The organism is Nocardia sp. NPDC056611, assembly GCF_042792755.1.
In the GTDB taxonomy this organism is placed as follows: domain Bacteria; phylum Actinomycetota; class Actinomycetes; order Mycobacteriales; family Mycobacteriaceae; genus Nocardia.
The window spans coordinates 1679187-1697478 of sequence record NZ_JBHTVV010000002.1; the positions used below are offsets into that span (position 1 = coordinate 1679187).

General features: G+C 69.6%; 20 protein-coding genes. 10 read left to right on the forward strand and 10 right to left on the reverse strand.

The window, feature by feature from the left end; genetic code table 11:
* Nucleotides 1-118 precede the first annotated feature (118 nt).
* The 3 genes from ACFRAQ_RS16415 to ACFRAQ_RS16425 all read left to right on the forward strand — a co-directional run bounded on the left by ACFRAQ_RS16415 (nucleotide 119) and on the right by ACFRAQ_RS16425 (nucleotide 3059).
* Nucleotides 119-754, forward strand: a complete 636-nt coding sequence (locus tag ACFRAQ_RS16415) for a flavodoxin family protein (protein WP_379100053.1) — start codon at nucleotides 119-121, stop codon at nucleotides 752-754.
* Nucleotides 751-1356 carry a UdgX family uracil-DNA binding protein gene (locus ACFRAQ_RS16420; protein WP_379100055.1) on the forward strand — a complete coding sequence of 202 codons (606 nt, stop codon included), beginning with the start codon at nucleotides 751-753 and terminating at the stop codon, nucleotides 1354-1356. Before ACFRAQ_RS16415 ends, ACFRAQ_RS16420 begins: the two co-directional genes overlap by 4 nt.
* 167 nt (nucleotides 1357-1523) lie before the next feature.
* On the forward strand, nucleotides 1524-3059 hold the full coding sequence (locus ACFRAQ_RS16425) for an FAD-dependent oxidoreductase (RefSeq protein ID WP_379100056.1): 1536 nt from the start codon (nucleotides 1524-1526) through the stop codon (nucleotides 3057-3059).
* 438 nt (nucleotides 3060-3497) lie between these two features.
* Here the strand turns inward: ACFRAQ_RS16425 and ACFRAQ_RS16430 are convergent, their stop codons facing one another.
* On the reverse strand, nucleotides 3498-4043 hold the full coding sequence (locus ACFRAQ_RS16430; RefSeq protein WP_379100058.1) for a DUF2267 domain-containing protein: 546 nt from the start codon (nucleotides 4041-4043) through the stop codon (nucleotides 3498-3500).
* A gap of 213 nt (nucleotides 4044-4256) precedes the next feature.
* Here ACFRAQ_RS16430 and ACFRAQ_RS16435 point away from each other — a divergent pair, with 213 nt between their 5' ends.
* The gene (locus ACFRAQ_RS16435; RefSeq protein ID WP_379100060.1) at nucleotides 4257-4754 is read left to right on the forward strand and encodes a hypothetical protein; all 498 of its coding nucleotides are present in this window, start codon (nucleotides 4257-4259) and stop codon (nucleotides 4752-4754) included.
* A gap of 21 nt (nucleotides 4755-4775) precedes the next feature.
* Nucleotides 4776-4931, forward strand: coding sequence for a hypothetical protein (locus ACFRAQ_RS16440; protein WP_379100062.1), 156 nt, complete (start codon nucleotides 4776-4778; stop codon nucleotides 4929-4931).
* A gap of 179 nt (nucleotides 4932-5110) precedes the next feature.
* Here ACFRAQ_RS16440 and ACFRAQ_RS16445 read toward each other — a convergent pair whose 3' ends face one another.
* Nucleotides 5111-5440: a Zn-ribbon domain-containing OB-fold protein gene (locus tag ACFRAQ_RS16445; RefSeq protein ID WP_379100064.1), complete on the reverse strand. Its 330-nt coding sequence runs from the start codon at nucleotides 5438-5440 to the stop codon at nucleotides 5111-5113.
* A gap of 563 nt (nucleotides 5441-6003) precedes the next feature.
* Here ACFRAQ_RS16445 and ACFRAQ_RS16450 point away from each other — a divergent pair.
* Complete coding sequence (locus ACFRAQ_RS16450) at nucleotides 6004-6426, forward strand: CBS domain-containing protein (RefSeq protein ID WP_379100066.1); 423 nt, start codon at nucleotides 6004-6006, stop codon at nucleotides 6424-6426.
* Nucleotides 6427-6826: 400 nt separating this feature from the next.
* Here ACFRAQ_RS16450 and ACFRAQ_RS16455 read toward each other — a convergent pair whose 3' ends face one another.
* Both ACFRAQ_RS16455 and ACFRAQ_RS16460 read right to left on the reverse strand, forming a co-directional pair.
* The gene (locus tag ACFRAQ_RS16455; protein WP_379100068.1) at nucleotides 6827-7021 is read right to left on the reverse strand and encodes a hypothetical protein; all 195 of its coding nucleotides are present in this window, start codon (nucleotides 7019-7021) and stop codon (nucleotides 6827-6829) included.
* A 319-nt stretch (nucleotides 7022-7340) separates the two neighbouring features.
* Complete coding sequence (locus ACFRAQ_RS16460; protein ID WP_379100070.1) at nucleotides 7341-8789, reverse strand: SDR family oxidoreductase; 1449 nt, start codon at nucleotides 8787-8789, stop codon at nucleotides 7341-7343.
* Nucleotides 8790-8839: 50 nt separating this feature from the next.
* Between ACFRAQ_RS16460 and ACFRAQ_RS16465 the strand changes: the two genes are divergently transcribed.
* Nucleotides 8840-9700, forward strand: a complete 861-nt coding sequence (locus ACFRAQ_RS16465) for a MerR family transcriptional regulator (RefSeq protein WP_379100072.1) — start codon at nucleotides 8840-8842, stop codon at nucleotides 9698-9700.
* Here ACFRAQ_RS16465 and ACFRAQ_RS16470 read toward each other — a convergent pair.
* From ACFRAQ_RS16470 to ACFRAQ_RS16490, 5 genes are read right to left on the reverse strand one after another with little or no spacing between them, the layout of a single operon-like run.
* Nucleotides 9678-10556, reverse strand: a complete 879-nt coding sequence (locus ACFRAQ_RS16470; RefSeq protein WP_379100074.1) for a MerR family transcriptional regulator — start codon at nucleotides 10554-10556, stop codon at nucleotides 9678-9680. The genes ACFRAQ_RS16465 and ACFRAQ_RS16470 overlap by 23 nt on opposite strands.
* Nucleotides 10553-11860 carry a class I SAM-dependent methyltransferase gene (locus ACFRAQ_RS16475; protein WP_379100076.1) on the reverse strand — a complete coding sequence of 436 codons (1308 nt, stop codon included), beginning with the start codon at nucleotides 11858-11860 and terminating at the stop codon, nucleotides 10553-10555. Before ACFRAQ_RS16475 ends, ACFRAQ_RS16470 begins: the two co-directional genes overlap by 4 nt.
* Nucleotides 11857-12582, reverse strand: a complete 726-nt coding sequence (locus ACFRAQ_RS16480) for a DUF1365 domain-containing protein (protein WP_379100078.1) — start codon at nucleotides 12580-12582, stop codon at nucleotides 11857-11859. The genes ACFRAQ_RS16475 and ACFRAQ_RS16480 overlap by 4 nt, the downstream gene beginning before the upstream one ends.
* Nucleotides 12579-13922 (reverse strand): NAD(P)/FAD-dependent oxidoreductase, encoded by a 1344-nt coding sequence (locus tag ACFRAQ_RS16485; protein ID WP_379100080.1) that lies wholly within the window; start codon nucleotides 13920-13922, stop codon nucleotides 12579-12581. Before ACFRAQ_RS16485 ends, ACFRAQ_RS16480 begins: the two co-directional genes overlap by 4 nt.
* Nucleotides 13910-14500: a lipocalin family protein gene (locus tag ACFRAQ_RS16490; RefSeq protein ID WP_379100082.1), complete on the reverse strand. Its 591-nt coding sequence runs from the start codon at nucleotides 14498-14500 to the stop codon at nucleotides 13910-13912. The genes ACFRAQ_RS16485 and ACFRAQ_RS16490 overlap by 13 nt, the downstream gene beginning before the upstream one ends.
* A gap of 144 nt (nucleotides 14501-14644) precedes the next feature.
* Between ACFRAQ_RS16490 and ACFRAQ_RS16495 the strand changes: the two genes are divergently transcribed.
* Nucleotides 14645-15598 carry an SDR family NAD(P)-dependent oxidoreductase gene (locus ACFRAQ_RS16495; protein ID WP_379100084.1) on the forward strand — a complete coding sequence of 318 codons (954 nt, stop codon included), beginning with the start codon at nucleotides 14645-14647 and terminating at the stop codon, nucleotides 15596-15598.
* Between the two features lie 244 nt (nucleotides 15599-15842).
* Here ACFRAQ_RS16495 and ACFRAQ_RS16500 read toward each other — a convergent pair whose 3' ends face one another.
* Complete coding sequence (locus ACFRAQ_RS16500) at nucleotides 15843-16862, reverse strand: alcohol dehydrogenase catalytic domain-containing protein (RefSeq protein ID WP_379100085.1); 1020 nt, start codon at nucleotides 16860-16862, stop codon at nucleotides 15843-15845.
* 242 nt (nucleotides 16863-17104) lie between these two features.
* On the opposite strand from ACFRAQ_RS16500, the gene ACFRAQ_RS16505 reads away from it, so the two are divergent.
* Complete coding sequence (locus ACFRAQ_RS16505; RefSeq protein ID WP_379100086.1) at nucleotides 17105-17749, forward strand: VOC family protein; 645 nt, start codon at nucleotides 17105-17107, stop codon at nucleotides 17747-17749.
* A gap of 37 nt (nucleotides 17750-17786) precedes the next feature.
* Nucleotides 17787-18239 (forward strand): hypothetical protein, encoded by a 453-nt coding sequence (locus ACFRAQ_RS16510; RefSeq protein WP_379100088.1) that lies wholly within the window; start codon nucleotides 17787-17789, stop codon nucleotides 18237-18239.
* Nucleotides 18240-18292: the final 53 nt, after the last annotated feature.

Genomic DNA, 18292 nt, shown 5'->3' on the forward strand with positions numbered 1-18292 from the left:
ACTGGATAGATTTCGGCATTCTCGGCGCGCTGCTCACCATTCCGCGAAATCCGGCCCGGTTACCTCGCGATCACGGGGGTAATTCCTGCACAACACCGCCACTGGGAACGGAGTCGCCATGACCTCGACAACCGCCGAATCGCCCGCGGCCGAATTGAACGCCGTCGCCCTGGTGTGCACGCTGAAGCGGTCGCCGGACGAGTCCAGCAGCGACCTCATGGCCCGCCGCATCCTCGATCGGCTCGCCGAGCACGGCGTGAAAGGCGAGATCGTCCGGGTCGTCGACTACGACGTCCGTCCGGGAATCAGCGCGGACGAAGGAGACGGGGACCAATGGCCGGCCATTCGCGAGGAGATTCTCGCCTCGGAGATCCTGCTCATCGCGACCCCGACCTGGGTCGGACACATGTCCTCGGTGGCGCAGCGGGTACTCGAACGGCTCGATGCCGAACTTTCCGCTACCGACGCAGCGGGCCGACCGGCCATGACCGGGAAGGTAGCCGTCGCCGCGGTCGTGGGTAACGAGGACGGCGCGCACAAGATCGTGGCCGACCTCTTCCAAGGCCTCGACGATATCGGCTTCACCATCCCAGCCCAGGGCTGCACCTACTGGAACGATCAGGCCATGGGCGGCACCGACTATCGCGATCTGCCCGCCGAGCCCGACGCGGTCGCCGACGCCACAGCCACACTGGCCCGCAACACCGCCCACCTGGCCCGCCTGCTGACCGCACAGAACTACCCGGCACCGTGACCGCCGCGGACTTCGTTCCCCAGCACGCAGGGCTGCCGGGCCTTCGGAAGGCGGCTCGGGACTGCCAGGGTTGCGCTCTGTACCGCTTCGCCGGGCCAACGGTTTTCGGTGAGGGCCGGGCCGACGCAGACATCGTGCTGCTCGGTGAGCAGCCCGGCGACCAGGAGGACAGGGTGGGGCATCCGTTCATCGGACCCGCCGGGCGGCTGCTCGACCGGGCGCTGGCCGACGCCGGAATCGACCGCGACCAGGTGTATGTGACCAACGCGGTCAAGCATTTCAAGTTCACCGAGCGCGGCAAACGGCGAATTCACCAGCAGCCCAACCGCACCGAGGTGGTCGCGTGCGCACCGTGGTTCGACGCCGAGATCCGGGCGATCGGACCGCGCCTGGTGGTCTGCCTGGGCGCTGTGGCGGCGCAATCGCTGCTGGGACCCTCGTTCCGGATCACCAGCCACCGGGGGCAGTTCCTCCCGCACGCCGGGTACGTGGTGTTGCCGACCGTGCACCCGGCGTCGGTCCTGCGCAACCCCGACCGCGACCGGGCCTACCTCGCATTCGTCGCCGACTTGAAATGCGTCGCACCGAGACTGGCTCGCTGAAGGTCAGGACGTGCGCACACAGAATTCCGCGGTCCGATGATCGGATTGCAGAGACAACCAGGGGCCTACCCGTGAGGGTGCCGAATCAAGGTCGAAGTGCCACACAGCAGCGCTGCGACGGAGTGGCCCTGCGGTTTCGGCGGCCGCCATCGGGCTATAGCGTCACCATGACACCAGTCTGGAAGATCGAGAACACGGCTGCGGCCCGCCTGCGCGTGACACCCGGGGCGCGTTATGACGTGGTCGTGATCGGCGGCGGGCTCACCGGCCTGGTCACGGCACTGCTGCTGGCGCAGAGCGGAGTCGAGGTCTCCGTCATCGAGGCCCGCCGCATCGGCGACGGAACCACCGGTGCCAGCAATGCCAAAGTCAGCCTGCTGCAAGGTATCCGAGCCCAGCGGATCCGGCATCGGCACAGCGCCGACATGGTGCGCGCCTACCTCGACGCCAATCACGCGGGCCAGCAGTGGCTGCTGGAGTACTGCGGCAGCCGCGGTGTCGCCTGGCAGCCCGCGGACGCGTACACCTACGCCCAGAGTGAACGCGAACTAGCCACCGTACGAAGGGAATTCGGCGCCCTGCGAGAGGCCGAGATGCCGGTCGAGTTCACCGACCGGATCGATGCGCCGTTCCCCGCCGTGGGCGCGGTGCGGCTCGCGCGGCAGGGGCAGCTGAATCCGATGGCGCTGCTGGCGAGTCTGGCCGCCGACGTGGAATCACACGCGGTGCCGATCTACGAATCCAGCCTGGTCCACGGCGTGCGCACCGCCGCGACGGGCGACCACCTCGTCGAGACCGAGCACGGGCCGGTCCTGGCCGGGACCGTCGTCCTCGCCACCGGGACTCCGATCCTGGACCGGAGCGGATTCTTCACACGCCTGCTACCGCTGCGCTCCTACCTCACCGCTTACCGCCTGCCACAGTCGTTTTCGGGCATGTACATCACCGCAGGAGAGCCGACTCGTTCGATCCGCACCGTTCCCGACCCCGACGGCGACGTGCTGCTGGTCGGCGGCAACGGTCATGTGGTCGGCCGCGCGGACCACACCGACGAGCTCGTCGCCGACCTGCGTCGCTGGACCGAGCGCTGGTTCCCGTCCGCGACCCTGCTGACCAGCTGGTCCGCGCAGGACTATCAGCCGATCGGCGAACTCCCGTACGCGGGTCCGCTGCTACCCGGTCACGACGGCATCCTGCTCGCCACCGGATACGCCAAATGGGGATTCACCAATGCCGTCGCCGCCGCCCAAGTCCTGGCCGGCCGGATCACCGGCAAGCGGCCCGATTGGGCGGGCGTCTTCGCGACCTGGCGGCCTGGTGAACTACGGTCGCTACCCGCCGCGGCCCGCGCTACTTCCGGTGTGGCACTGGAATTCTGCGCGGGCTGGTGGCAGCTGGCCCGCACCGCTCACGAGCCCGTTCCACCTGCCGAGGGCAATGGGCGAGTCGAACGCAGGCTGGGCCGCCCCGCCGCTACCTGCACTGTCGACGGCACGACCACCACAGTCTCCGCCATCTGCCCCCATTTGGCGGGCGTGGTCCGCTGGAATCCGGCCGAGAGGTCTTGGGACTGCCCACTGCACGGTTCCCGCTTCAGCGCCGACGGCACCCGGCTCGAGGGCCCCGCCACCCACCATCTCACCCCGCTGTCAGCACCTTTCACCGGACCGTCGGCACACATCCCGCAACCGGATGAGCACTGACCGCATGGCAGCGCGAGACCCGCGATGACCTGCGAGCCCGATCAGATGGGATCGGCACGACTGTGCGCCGTTTCGCATGTCCGGAACGCCTCGAACACGCGACGGCCGCGCGAACTTCTCGTACTCCGGCATCGGATTCGTACCGGGCGGCGCGGGAGGAGGTGTTGGCGGCGCTGGAGTTTCATACTGGAGCGGACCGGCGTCGTGCTTCGTGCCGGTTGGTCCGGGCGGTGCGAGGCACGACGTACCGGATTGAACGAGCGAATCGCCGACACCCCCCGGGTGCCCGCCGTCGCGGCCAGGCCGCCTGCGACTGCGCGACACCCACCGGTCAGCTCACGGCAGGCCGCGCCGACGACCCACATCCGGGCCAGGCCCGGGCGCACCCAACCTTCGCGCCCGGGCCGACCACGACCAGCTCCCGCGATCGCCACGCGCTCACGCGCTCTCCGGGAGCGTTCCGGGCGGTACCGCAGGTGGCAGCGGGGTGACGATCGGGCGGAGCGGCTCGGGAGCGGTGGTCAACTGGTCCACGACGTCGACGCGCAAGTGCGCGGTGAGGTCGGCGAGCAGTTCTGGGTCCTGGAGCCGCAGCACGCGCAAGACCACGTCGATCAGGTGGCGGGCACGTTCGGGTGAGACCGCCAGGCGCCAGGCGACCTCGGCGATCACCGCGGTGCAATCGAGTGCGCGCGGTGTCCCGTACCTGCTCAACGCCGACTCGAGGAAGCCGGGCAGCCGGTCGGCGAGGCGGTGGCGGACCGGAGGCGGCAAGCAATGCGCGCAGGTGGCCAGGACCGCGCTCACGGCGTTGCGAGCCTGGTCGCTGGTGTCCAATTCAGCCGCCGGTTGCACGGCGTCGAGCAATTCGCGGTAGTTCATGAGGAGTCCGGTCCGTTTCGGCGATCGCGACGGCCCGCCGCCCCCGCACGGCCCGGTCTGCTCGGTCGCGGGAAGTCTGCCGTAGTTGATCATCAACGGCATTCCCCGGGCTGCACGGCCGAAACCGCGATCGATCGATAACTCGGACGGTCCTCGCCGTGACCTCGATCGTGGGATTGGTCCCGCTGTTCCGTGGCGCGCGCAATCGGTCACCGCGAACTGGCGCGTAGATCATCGGCTATCGGGTAGTGCCACATCGGGTCGGGTGTCATACCAGGCCCGAAGAATGGTGAACCCATTGAGGAAGGCACCATCATGGCCAACCAGCACACTGCCAAGTACCGCGCGGTCACTGCGGCAACGATGGCAGCTCTCGCATTGTCCGCAGGCGTTCTTCCTGTCTGCGATGCTGTGCCCCTCGCGTCGGCACAGGTGTTGCACACCGCTCCCGCAACGGAAGCGCAGACCCAGCTCTACGCCGGCATGCGGTCGTTGTGGAATCAGCACATGGACGGGACCTGGGCGGTCGTTGTCGCGTTCGCCAACGATCCGGTCGCATTGGTGCCCAGTCTGGCCGGGCTGCTGAGCAACCAGGTCGACATCGGGAACGCGTTCGCGCCGTACTACGGCAGGCAGGTCGCCTCGCAACTCACCGGCTTGTTGACGATCCATATCCTCGACGCCGTGCCGGTCCTCACCGCCGCCAGGATCAACAGCCAACCGGCCCCCGACGCCGCGGTCGCGAACTGGCAATCCAACGCGCGAGACATCGCGGACTTCCTGGCCGGGATCAATCCCAGCTGGCCGCAGTAGGACATGCGGGACGCGATGCGCATGCATATCGACCAGACGGTCACCTACTCGAGCGCCGTGATCGGCGGCGACAACAGTGCCGCGACCGCCGAATTCGGCGAGGCCAAGGCCCACATGATGGATGTCGCCGACATTCTCAGCCAGGGCATCATCACCCAATTCCCCGATAAGTTCTGATTCCCGCGCCAGACACCGGATCCTTGCCGAAGATTTCGACGGTTGCCCCGGGTCGACCACTCCCCCACAGAATCGGAAAGATCTCCGCTGACCCCCGCACCCGCAGCGGTGCCGGCGGGGTCACTGATGCGCCTGGCATCAGGGAGATCGAATTCGTCACACCGCACGTTCCGGGGGCGTCACACCACGAAGACGGGAAACCTGTCGTCTCGGGGCCTCGGCTGAAACTGCACACGCACCGGCCCCTCCGCGGGCGGCACCTCACCCTCCAGGGAGGCATAGACCCACGGCCCCTCGTCGAGCTCCACGATCGCAACCGTCAACGGCGTCAACTCACCACGCGCACCGGCGCGATCCACCACCCGCCACGACACGAGCGACCCGACACCGGACGACGGCACGAACTCCAGGTCGTCGGACAAACACGAGGAACATCCGGCGGTCGTCGGCGCGAACAACTTGTCACAGGTCACGCATCTGCGGATCATCAAGATCTCTTCCGCGACCATGCCGACGTCATGAGAGCTGTGCTGAAGGGTGGGTGCAGACATCGGTTCCTCCGCTCGAGGGTTGCCAACGGGACACCTCTCAGCCTCGTCGCCGGTGGGCACGACCACGACGGTCGAACTACCCCCGATATACCTATTTCTCGTACGCCTGCCGGAACAAGCAGTCCGTGCTCCAGCAAAATCCCCACCCAGTACTGGCTCGCCATTCATCCGACCATGGCTGATCCAACGGCAATAGTGGCCGATCCGAACCCGCCTGGCGCCGCAGCTCTCAACCCGCATCATCGATGCCCTCCCACCCCGCCCGTAGACGCGGGCGGGAGGAACTCCCGGGATCTCACCAGCCAGCCTGGGGGGCTTCATCGATCTCCTGCAGAAGCTACATCCGAATCCGATAACCCTCGGATTCCATTTCCCGCGCCCAAGGCCGGATCCTTGCTGACGATGCCGAACAGTCACAGCTTCGTGATGCTCCGGAATCTCGCACCCCTGGCGATAAGCGCGGAGAATTGGGTCGCTTCATCCCATTGATCAGCACCGGCTGGATATGAGGAGGTAGCTCTATGACCACGGCACGCGACATCATGAGACCCGGCGCCCAGTGGATATCCCAGGATCAGACCGTCGCCGACGCGGCCCAGGTGATGGCCGAGCTCGACGTCGGATCGGTGGTTGTTGCCGATGACAACGAACGAATGGTCGGCATCATCACCGACCGCGACATCGCGGTGAAATGCGTTGCCCGGGGATTGCCCCCTGAGACCACCCGAGCCAGTGAGCTGTGCGAGGCCACACCACGCTGGGTGGCCGCTGACGCCGACATCTCCGAGGTGCTCGGGTCGATGGAGAGCCACCGGGTCAAGCGGATGCCGGTGATCGACGGGCACAAGCGCATGGTCGGCATGATCAGCGAAGCCGATCTGGCCAGGCACCTCGACGAACACACGCTCGGGGAATTCGTCACCGCCATCTACGGCAGAGCGTGAGCGCCACCGCCAGGCACGGGCTCTGGAGGAGGTGTGACCTGAGACCGGCCATCTGCGCCGGAAGCCGGCAGAGTGCCCGATCACCGAGTTGCGGTTGCCCTCGGCAACCTAGACAGCCGTCCATTGTTGATGGAATTCGTTGGGCGACTTGGCAGTTGGGCGCATGACGGTGTGTCACCACGATGCGGGCGGAAATGGATCCGGTCGAATCGGGCGGGCCGTCGGCCGCCGACGGACCGGTGACCATGTTCGCTCTCACCGACCGAATGCGGGGCCCGGGCGCTACGGATCAGTCAGCGCCCGGGCCCGGCCCGGATGAGGTCTTCGGCGCGGCTCGCCGCAAACCGAGCCTGCGATGGTCACGCTCGTGTCCGGGCCGCGCATCAGCCGCCCAGGTGTGTCACGTGCCGACGGGCGGCTCGTCGGCGTGATGCATGATCGCGTTCCACCACGATTCGAGCCGGCTCGGATCCGGCCAGCGCACCACCGGTGCATCGTCGTCGGAACCGCGGGTGATGGTGGGTGGTGTCCGGTGCCAGCGTCCGGCCCGCCGAGCGGGGCCGTCACCGTGTGATTCGCGTGGAGCTGCTGTCATGGCGTACCTCCGAATCCGTGCCCGACGCCGGTCTCACCGGGCGGGCTGGATTCTCAACTCGCGGCGGCGGTGTACGCCGAGGTCGACCACGCGCGAGGAATGCCACGAGGGCCCGAAAGGCAATTGCCGAGGGGTCTGCGCCACCGCGGAGGGGGCCGACCTGCCCCAGGGTAGGCGTTCAAGGTCAATGGCAGGCTACGGTCGGCCCAATTCCCCCCGAACTGTCGCCGCTTCGCCCACGGCCTGAACGGAGACGTGCGGGGCACCCTGCGGACAGATGGCCCGCCCGAAGGCACCCTCGAAGCACCCGGCCTGGTGCTCACCGCGCTCGCTGTGCCGCACCGGTGATATTGCGAACCATGCCGCCGAAGATCAGTGCGTGGAACGGGGCGATGGCATGCCAGTAGAGGTGCCCGGCCAGGCCGTGGGGTTCGAACAGGGCGCGCTGACGGTAGTGCGCTCCGCCTCCGGAGGCCGGGGAAACCGACAGTTCCAGCCAGGCGCGGCCCGGGACCCGCATCTCCGCGCGGAGCAGGATCCGGCGGCCACGTTCGAGGCGTTCGACCCGCCACCAATCCAGGGCGTCGCCTTCGCGCAGCCGGTGCGGATGGCGGCGGCCCCGGCGCAGCCCGGCGCCGCCCATCAGGCGGTCGATCCAGCCGCGCAGCGCCCAGGCGGGCGGGAAGGAGTACCAGCCGTTGGCGCCGCCGATCGCCTCGAGCACCGACCACACCGCTTCCGGGTCGGCCGCCGTATCCTGTTCTCGCACATCGCAATACATCGATCCGCCGGACCATTCCGGGTCGGTGGGCAACGGATTGGCCGGGGCGTGCGGCGGATTCGCGTCCGACCAGCGGGTGGGCACGTCCAGCGCCCGGACCCGCTGCAGGGCCAGGGCCACCGCGCGGCGATACGGCGTCGGCCCGCCGGGCGGGTCGGCGATGACCGTGGCGATCCGGTGATCGGCGCAGATCACGTCGTTGACCAGGGATTCCATCAGCGGTACGGCGATCGCCCGCGGCACCGGCGTCACCAGATTCACCCACTGCGCCGACAGCCACGGCGTGAGCACGGGAACCGGCACGATCAACCGGCGGGGCAGCTCGGCGACGGCCGCGTAGCCGCGCATCATGCCGAGGTAGGTGAGCACGTCGGGGCCGCCGATGTCGAACGCGTCGTTCACGTCGCCCGCCAGACCGGCGGCGGCGACGAGGTAGTAGAGCACGTCGCGCACGGCGATGGGCTGGATGCGGTTGCGCACCCACCGCGGGGTCACCATGACCGGCAGGCGTTCGGTGAGATAGCGCAGCATCTCGAAACTCGCGGAGCCGGAACCGATGATGACGGCGGCCCGCAGCACCACCGCGGGCGTCGCCGCCCGCACCAGGATCTCGCCGACCTCCGCGCGCGACGCCAGATGGCGTGACAGCTCCTGATCGGCGGGCGTGATGCCGCCCAGGTACACGATCCGCCGCAGTCCCGCACTGTCCGCCGCCGCCGCGACCGTGTGCGCCGCTTCCCGATCGACATGCTCGAAATCGGTGCGCGCCAAGGAATGCACCAGGTAGTAGAGAACGTCCTGCCCGGCCAGCGCGCTGCGCACGTCGTCGGGGCGGGTCACGTCGCCACGCACCACGTCCACCCGATCCCGCCAGGGCACGTCGTCGAGTTTGCCGACGTCGCGGGCCAGGACGCGCACACTGTGCCCGGCTTCCAGCAGTTCCGGCACCAGGCGGCCACCGATATAGCCGGTGGCCCCGAACACCACACACCGCACCGTAATCACCCCTTCCGATCATGAACAGGCACAATCAAGGCATGTCGCACCGCCCGATATCCGCCCCCGAACAGACCGGTTTCTCGGTCCGCGCGGCGGCCGAACGGCTCGGCATCCCGACCGCGACCCTGCGCAGCTGGAATCGCCGCTACGGTATCGGCCCCGCACAGGATCGCCCGGGCCGACACCGGCTCTACACCGAAGGCGATATCGCGCTGCTGACGCGGATGGTCGAGCTGATCCGCGCCGGTTCCACGCCGGCCGGCGCGGCTGCGGCCGCCCGGGGTTCGGCTCTGTCGTTCGGTGATGCGGCGGCGCTGGTGTCGGCGGCGTTCGATCTCGATACCGACGTGGTCTGCGATCTGGTCGAGAAGCATGTGCGCATGTACGGGGTGATCGACACCTGGGATGGCTTGTGCCGCCCCGCCTTCGCGAACATCGTCGGCCGCCAGCGCGGGGGCGAGGGTTGCGTGGACGTGGAACATCTGCTGTCCTGGGGCATCGTCGCGGCCCTGCACCGGACTGTGCCGCCGGCCACCGCCCGTCTGTCCGCGCCGCTGATCCTCGCCTGCACGGGCGGTGAAACCCATTCTCTGCCATTGGAAGTGCTGCGCGCGGCGCTCGCGGAACGAGAGGTGGGGGCGCGCATGCTCGGGCCGGATGTCCCGACCGCGGCCCTCGCCGACACGCTGGCCCGCGTCCCGGTTCCGGCCACGGTCGTGCTGTGGTCGCAGCAGGAGGCGACGGCCCTCACCTCCGCGATCCGCGCCTGTGCCGACGCCCAAGCGACGGTCTATGTCGGCGGTCCCGGCTGGGACACCCTCATCCTGCCCGAATCCGCCCGGCGGCTCGCCGACCTCACCGAAGCGGTCGAACTGCTCAGCGCGTCCGCGGCGCGGTAAGCGCATCGAGCGCCTCCTCCAACGAGCGCAATCGCGAGACGTCGGCCTCGCCGCCGGTGTGTTCCCAGCCCGGCCCGGCGACGAACACCGACCCGGCCGCGGCGGTGGCCACCCGCAGCGATTCGAGCGACGCGGTGCCCGGCGATTGCGACCACAGCACGACAGCGGCCGGGCGGCGCCGCCGGGACAGAGCGCGCTCGAGTGCCTCCGCCGGAACCGACGCACCGAGCAGCAGCGCCGCGGTGCCACCCTCGGCCAAGGCCGCGCGCAGGACTTCGAGCGGCAGCACATGCTGCTCTCCGGCGGTGCAGGCCAACACGATTCGCGGCTCCCCCGCCGCGTCCGCCACCGCCGGAACCGCACGATGCAGGCTCGTCGTGGACGCCCAGGACAGCAGGTGCTCGACCTCGATATAGCCCTCGCCGCGGCGCTGGCGATCGACGATCTCCGCGAAGGCGGGGCGGCACAACAGATTCCAGGTGTCGACCACCCCGTGATGGGCCACGTGCGCCGACAGCAGCGTCAGCAACCGGGCGATATCCATGCTCTCCGCCGCGGCCAGCACCGGTCCGACATCGCCGCGGTGCGGGGCCGGTTCGGCGACGGCCCGCGCGGCCCGCGCGGCACTACCGGGACTGGCGCCGGCCCGCACCAACTCGACCATGCGGGTGACCGTCGCCAGGTCCGTCCCGGTGTAGTACCGGTGCTTTCCGGGCCGATGCCGCTGCGGACCGATCCCGTAACGCCGATTCCAGCTGCGCAGGGTTGCCACCGGCACACCCAGCCGCCGCGCGACCGCACCCACGGTGAACTCGGCCACCGCCCCTAGCTGCGTCCCGCCCGGTCCGGAATTCACGTCCGCACCGCGGCGAGATCGGCGGCACCGCGGTCCCGCTCGCACAGCACGAGGTGCACGACATCGAGATAGTCCGAGCGGAATCCGGCCTCGGAGTAGGCCAGGTACAACCGCCACATCCGCTGGAAGACCTCGTCGAACCCCAGGTCGGCGACGTGGTCGGCGGCGGCGGTGAATCGTTCCAGCCACAGGCGCAGCGTGTGCTCGTACTGGTGGCCCAGGCTGCGGCGATGCGTGATCCCCAGACCGGTGTGCACCGAAAGAAGCTGAGCGAGCAGGGTTTCCGAGGGCAGGAACCCGCCCGGGAAGATGTACTCCTGGATCCAGGTGTGCGTTCGCCGCGCGGCCCGCAGGCGGTCGTGCGGCATGGTGATGACTTGCAGAGCGATGCGCCCGCCGGGTGCGAGCACCCGTTCGAGGGTGGCCAGGTAGCCGGGCAAATAGTCGTATCCGACCGCCTCGATCATCTCCACCGAGACGACGGCGTCGTAGCGCCCGTCGACGTGACGGTAGTCGAGCAGCTCGATCGATACCCGGTCGGTCAGCCCGGCGGCCGCGACCCGCTGCCGGGCGTGACGCTGTTGCTCGGAGGACAGGGTGAGCGACCGGACCGTCGCGCCCCTGCGGGCCGCCCGCAGCGCCAATTCGCCCCAGCCGGTGCCGATCTCGAGCACCGTGCTGCCCGGCCCGACCCCGGCGTCGTCCAGCAGCCGATCGATCTTGCGATGCTGCGCCGCGGCGAGATCATCCCAGGTCGGCGCTGGTTCCAGGCGTTCGAACAGCGCCGCCGAATAGGTCAGGGTCTCGTCCAGGAAGGCCGCGAAGAAGTCGTTGGACAGGTCGTAATGGTGCGCCGCGTTGCGGCGGGCACCCGAGGCGGTCGCCTTGGTGGCCCGCGGGTGCCGCGGGAGCAGCAGCGGCCGGAACACGTGCAGTGGCCTGGGCACCACGGCGCGGATGTCGGCGGCCAGCACCGTCAGCACCGCGGGCAGATCCGGGGCGCTCCACTCGCCGGCCATGTACGCCTCGCCGAACCCGATGAGACCCGAGACCGCGATCCGCCGGGCGAAGGCGTCGGGATCGTGGAGCACCAGCCGGGGCGCACCGGGATCGTCGAGCGCGCCGCCCCACCATGCGCCGCCGGGCAGTTCGATCCGCAGCGGAAGGCGTTGCACCGCACGCTCGAACAGGGCCAGGACGACCGGGCGGCCGAGTGCGGACCGCGTGCCGATCGGCACCGGCGGCGGTGCGATGCGGTGGGCACCGGAAACGGCGGGCGGCCGCGCGAACGAGCGTCGGCTCATGTCAGGACCTCCCGGGAGGCAGCGGACGGGCGCGGCGTGATGGGCAGGCCCCGGCGCCACAGCCGCAGCCCTTGCCACCGGATCAGGGCGGTCACCCGCAGCGTTTCGACCGGATGCGCTGCCAGGACCCGGGCCACGGTGCGCCGGTTCGCGGGCAGCACCCGCCCGCTGACGGTCCCGGCGAATACGGCGCGGCCGTCGGTTCCTTCCAGCGTGATCGCCACCCGGAGCCGATCGGTGGGTTCCGGAGCCCGCAGCCGGTACCGCCCGGCGGCGGGAGTGAACGGGGATACGGAGAACTCCTTGGCGACAATCGCTTCCGGCTGCGCGGGCGCCAGGTAGCGGTGCCGCTCGCCGTAGGTGTTGTGGACCTCGGCGATCACCCAGCGCAGTGTGCCGTTCGCGTCGTGGCACCAGTAGACGGTGAGGGGATTGAAGACGTATCCGAGCACCCGGGCGTTGGCGAGCATGAGGACGCGTCCGTCGCCCAGCTCGATCCCCGCTGCGCCCAGGTAGTCGATCACGTTGGCGCGCAGGGTGGCAGCGGGGTCGCCGAGGTGGTCGCGGGCCCGGAAGCTCGCGAAGCAGCGCCACGGCCACGGCAGTGCGGGCAGTTCGTCCAGGTCGACCAGCCAGCTGTAACTGCGATAGGTGAAGGCGTGTCGCACCGGCGCCAGCCGCGTGTGGTGAATGACGGTGCGCACCAGCCTCGCTCGGGTCATGACGACTCCCGGATGGTGACAGCCGGGGTCGACGGGCTCCCGTGCCACCGGCCGCCGATCCGTTCGGCGGCGCGCACGCCCGAGAGTGCGCCGTCCTCGTGGAATCCCCAGCCGTGGTAGGCCCCGGCGAACGCCACGGTGTGGTCCCCGATTTCGGCGAGCCGGCGGCGCGCGGTCATGGATTCGGGTGTGTACCGGGGGTGTTCGTAGTCCATGGTCGCGAGGACGGTTTCGGGCGCCACCCGGCCGTCGTCGCCGAGGGTGACCAGGAACCGCCGATCGCCCGGACCATCGGGCAGGCGTTGCAACCGGGTCAGGTCGTAGCTGACCTGGACCCGCTCCGGGGTGGCCGTGCAGTGCGGCAGCCGATAGTTCCACGAGGCGCGCGCACCGGACCGCCGGGGCAGCACCGAATCATCGGTGTGCAGCAGCACTCGATTGGCCGTATAGGGCAGCCCGCCGAGGATGTGCGACTCGGCGATGGTCGGCGAATCCAGCAGGCACAGTGCCTGTTCCGGGTGGGTGGCGATGACCGCGGCGTCGAAGAACTCCACCTCGTCGGCATCGTCGCGCACGCCGACGGTGTGCGCGCCACGGTGCACCGAGCGGACCGGAACCCCCGCGCGCACCTGGTGCAGGCGGGCGGCCACGGCCCGCACGTAGCTCGCCGAGCCGCCGGTGACGGTGCGCCAGGTGGGCGATCCGAACACGGTGAGCATGCCGTGATGATCGAGGAACGTGAACAGATAGCGGGCCGGGTAGCGCAGGGCCAGTCGTGGCGGGCACGACCAGACCGCCGCCACCAGCGGCACCATGAAGTGCGCTGTGAAGTAGGGCGTGAAGGCGCAGTCGGTGAGGAACTCGCCCAGGGTGCGCGGTTCGTCTGCGCCGGTGGCCAATTCGGCTCGCGCCAGCCGGTGGAAGCGGGTGATCTCACCGAGCATGCGCAGATAGGGCGGGCGCAGCAGGGCGGCGGGTTCCGGGATCAGTCCGCGCGGCCCCTTCGCTCCGGCATACTCCAGGCCGCAGCCCTCGCAGCGCACCGACATCGACATGTCGGATTCCTGTGTGCGCACGCCCAGTTCATCGAACAACCGCAGCAGCGTCGGGTAGGTGCGGTCGTTGTGCACGATGAATCCCGAGTCCACGCCGAGGCGATCGCCGGAGCCGTCCGCGCGCACGGGCACCCGATGGGTGTGGGCGTGGCCGCCGAGCCGCGAAGCCGCCTCGTACAGCACCACTTCACAGTCGCGGGCCAGGACCCAGGCGGCGGTGAGGCCGGACACTCCGCTGCCGATCACCGCGACGCGGCGGCGGGTCGCCCCGGTCAGCGCGCGCACAACGGCTCGATTCCGTCGAAGCCGCCGGTCACCGGTGAGGTCAGGAACAGGCAGGGATCCATGCCCGCCGCGTCGATGCCGGCGCGGATGTCGCTCCACTGCCCGGCGTCGGGTGCGGGCATGCGGGAGAGCACGAAACCGGCTGTGCGGCCAGGGTTCACGACGACCGACCAGCGGTAGTCGGGATCCAGCGCGGTGACGATGTAGTTGGTCGCCGGATCGGACTCGCCCCGGAAGCTCACCCCCAGTTGCGCATTGGTGTCCGGATCGGTGATGCGCGCGGTGCCGGTGATCTCGTCGCGGGTGCCGAGCCAGGTGGTGCAGGAGTTCCGCACAGTCAGCCCGTCCGGTGTGGGGGTGTAGTCGGCCCGGGTGTCGCGTGCGCAGGCGAGATTGAACGGCTGCGGGATCGCCGCGAGCTGCAGCCAGGTTCCGGTGTACCGGGACACCTCCAGCGTTGGCACGGGCGGCGGAGGTGCGGCGGCCGCCCGGGCGGCGAGCGGCCAGCAGGCGGGCAGGACCGCGGCCGCGGCCGCGGCGCGCAGCCATCGGCGGCCGCGCAATGGACTGGTGTGCATGGTTCCTCCGCCGGTTGGGCGTGCGCCGGTCGGTTGTTCCCGGCTCCTGGCTGTCGATGCTAGCATTCAATCGATGCAAAAACGATGCATCGGTTCAATCTATGCCCGGCTTCGAGCGATGCGAGCGAAAGGCGAGACGACGGCATGAGCGCACAGCACGTCCTCGACGACCTCCTGGACCGCACGGTCGTCCTCGGTTACGGCCGCCTCGGTCACCGGCTCCGGCGTGGGTCGTGGCCGCCGATCGCCACCGATGCGCTGCGCGGCCGCACCGCCCTGGTCACCGGCGCGAACTCCGGGATCGGCAAGGCCATCGCGACCGGCCTGGCGGAACTCGGCGCGGCGCTCACCCTGGTCGTGCGCGACCGCGAGCGCGGCGTCGCCGCGGCAGCGGAGATCACCGCGGCCGTGCCCGGCGCGGCGGTCAGCGTCACGTGCTGCGATATCTCCGACCTGGCCGCCGTCCGCGACTTCACCGCCGACCTGGCCCGACAGGTCGATCGCGTCGACATGCTGGTCCACAACGCCGGAGTGCTGCCGCCGCGGCGAACCGAGAACCCTCAGGGCCACGAACTCTGCCTGGCGACCCACGTGCTCGGCCCCCTGCTGATGACCGAGGCGCTCACACCACTGCTGGCCCGCTCGGCGGCGGCGCGGGTGATCCTGATGTCCTCCGGCGGCATGTACACCCAGGCGCTGCACCCCGGCGACATCGAGTACCGGGCAACCCCCTATCGCGGCGCGACGGCCTACGCGCGCTCGAAGCGCATCCAGGTGGCCCTCACCCCGATACTCGCCGATCGGTATGCGCCGCAGGGTATTTCCGTGCACTGCATGCACCCGGGCTGGGTGGACACCCCCGGCATCTCGGCGGCACTGCCCCGCTTCCGCCGGCTGGCCGGACCACTCCTGCGCACACCCGAGCAAGGCGCGGACACCGCGGTCTGGCTGGCGGCCACCGACGTCCCGTCCGGGCGGTTCTGGCATGATCGCCGCGCCCGGGCGGAGCACTACCGGGCGCGGACCCGCACGTCGGCCGCCGACCGGGAACGGGTGTGGCAGTACTGCGCCGCCGCGGCGGGCCTGCCTGCCAGGTGACTCAACCGGCTTATCGATGCATAAACAGTGCATCGGTATCCGCAGCGGCAAAGTGCTGGACCGAGGCTCGCCCAGTGCCATGGCCGCGACCGCCCCGCGATGAACATGGCAGGCCACGACAGATGCAAAGGATCAGCGATGAGCCAATCCCACTATCCTGCAAGGGAATTCACATAGCCGCCGATCTCGCCACGACCGTCCGACGGCCCCACAGCCTCGACTCCGCCCGGCGACCGGGCTGCGGTCAGAGTCCTGTTGTCAGGACCACGCGGAACCGGGCTTTCCCACTGAGGGCGTGGCGATATGCGGCGGGCGCGTCGTCGAGCGGCCGCTCCTCGATCATGGCCCGGATGCCGGTGACGGCGGCGAAGTCGAGGGTGCGCTCGATGTCGCGGGCGGTGCCGGACGGGTGCCCGCGCACTGCGCGGGACTGAAAGATCAGCTGGAAGGGGCTGACCGGGATCGGCGTCGGAACCGCACCGATGACGATCAGTTCACCGTCCGTGGACAGGCCGTCGATCGTGGCGGCCATCGCCTCGGCGTTCGCGGCGGTGGCTTGAACGACGCGGGCGCCGCCGAGACGACGGAGTTCGGCGGCGACATCCTGGGCTGTGGAGTCGATGTAGTGCCGGGCCCCGAGTTTCGTAGCGAGCGGTTCCTTGTCCTCCCCCCGTGCGATCGCGACGGTGTCGAAGCCCATCTTCGCGGCGAACTGGACACCGAGGTGCCCGAGCCCGCCGATGCCGAGGATCGCGACCAGATCGCCGGGGCGGGCCTGGCTCCGGCGCAGCGAGTTGTAGGTGGTCACTCCCGCACAGGCCATCGGTCCGGCGTCGACCGCGGTGAACTCGTCGGGGATGCGGGCGATCGCGCTGGCCGGCACGACCACCGCTTCCGCATAACCCCCCGGATACTGCCAGCCCGGCACCTGGAGGTTCTCGCAATGTATGAAGTCCCCATCACGACAGTGGTCGCAGTACAGGCACGCACCGCCGAACCAGCCGACGGCCACCCGGTCGCCGGGACGCCAGCGCGGTACGCCGTCGCCGACCGCGTCGATACGACCCGCGATCTCATGGCCGGGCGTCAGCGGGAACGTCACACCCGGCAACGCGTTGGTGACGAACGCGTTGTCGGAGTGGCAGATACCGCAGGCTTCGACGGTGACCCGCACCTGTCCCGGCCCCGGATCGGGTATGTCGCGAGTGGTCAGGAACAGTTCGCCGTCCGGATGGTCCACCTGGACGGATCGGATGCTGGGCATCAGAAGAACTCCCTCCGGCTGTGATCGGGCCTGAAACGCAGTCCTGTCGGTCACGGTCCTCCATCGGACCGCCGGGGCACCTTCGAGGGTAATGCCCCCAGCCCTTCCTGCACATGGACATCCGACGGCCAGGGACCGTGCCCGGGGCCTGACCAGGGTTCGGCACTGGTTCGACGAATCCGGCCGGATCGCAGACTCGGACAGGTAAGCAACCGCCGGCAACAGAACAGGGAGTGCAGGCAATGACAACCACAGGGGTTCCCGCGCTGAAGCTCGAAGCGGTCGTCATCCCGGTCGCCGACGTGGACCGGTCGAAGAAGTTCTACGACGGTCTGGGCTGGCGCCTCGACGCCGACTTCGAATTCGACAACGGCTTCCGGGTCGTGCAGTTCACACCCCCGGGCTCGCCGACGTCGATCCAGTTCGGCACCGACATCACGACCGCGGCCCCGGGCACGGCCCAAGGCCTGTACCTGGTGGTCTCCGACATTCAGCCGGCGCGTGACGCGCTCGCGGCCGAGGGCGCGGAGATCAGCGAGGTCTTCCATCCCGGCGCCCCCGGGGCACAGTTCCAGCCCACATCGGGCGCCGGGCGCGTGGCGGGACCCGCGGACGAGCGGGCGAGCTACGGATCGTTCGCGACCTTCACCGACCCGGACGGCAATGCCTTCCTGCTCCAAGAGGTCACCGCCCGCATCCCGGGCCGCGTCGAAGCCACCGAGACGTCGTACGCGACCACGGGCGACCTGGTCGACGCGCTGAAGCGGGCGGCCGCCGCGCACGGCGAGCACGAGGCCCGCAATGGCGGCGAGTACGACGCGGCCTGGCCCGAGTGGTACGCGGCCTACATGGTCGCGGAACACCACGGCGAGCAGTTGCCCGAATGACACACCACCACAACGAGATCCAGCAAGGAGAACGACCATGACCACCATCCGCATGCACGCGAACACGCGTGTGACGCCCGAGGAATTCGTGGCGGCCCTCACCGACTTCGGTCCGGAGCGTTCGAAGCTGTTCGGCAACAGCGACGACGCCTACCTCGAGGTGCACGCCCGGGACGACCACCACGCCGACGTCACCGAAGGATCCGGCGGCGTCTGGGAGCGGCTCCGGTACGACTGGAGCAACCCGCAACACGTGGTGCTGACCACCACCGCGTCCAATGCGTGGGGCCGCGCCTCGGGCCACACCTACGACCTGACCCGGCGCGCCGACGGCACCACCGATATCGACTACGTGGTGGTGCGCGAGGGCAAGAACCCGCGCGGCTGGTTCCTCGGCGCGGTGCTCGCCACCGTCGGCAGAGGCGTGCTGACCAAGGCGTTCCGCAACTCGGTGTCCGCGATCGAGGCCCGGAAGGAAGTGCGGTCGTGACCGTCGTCGACAAGGTGAAGGTCCTCATCGTCCCCGCCGCCCGGGCCTGAAAC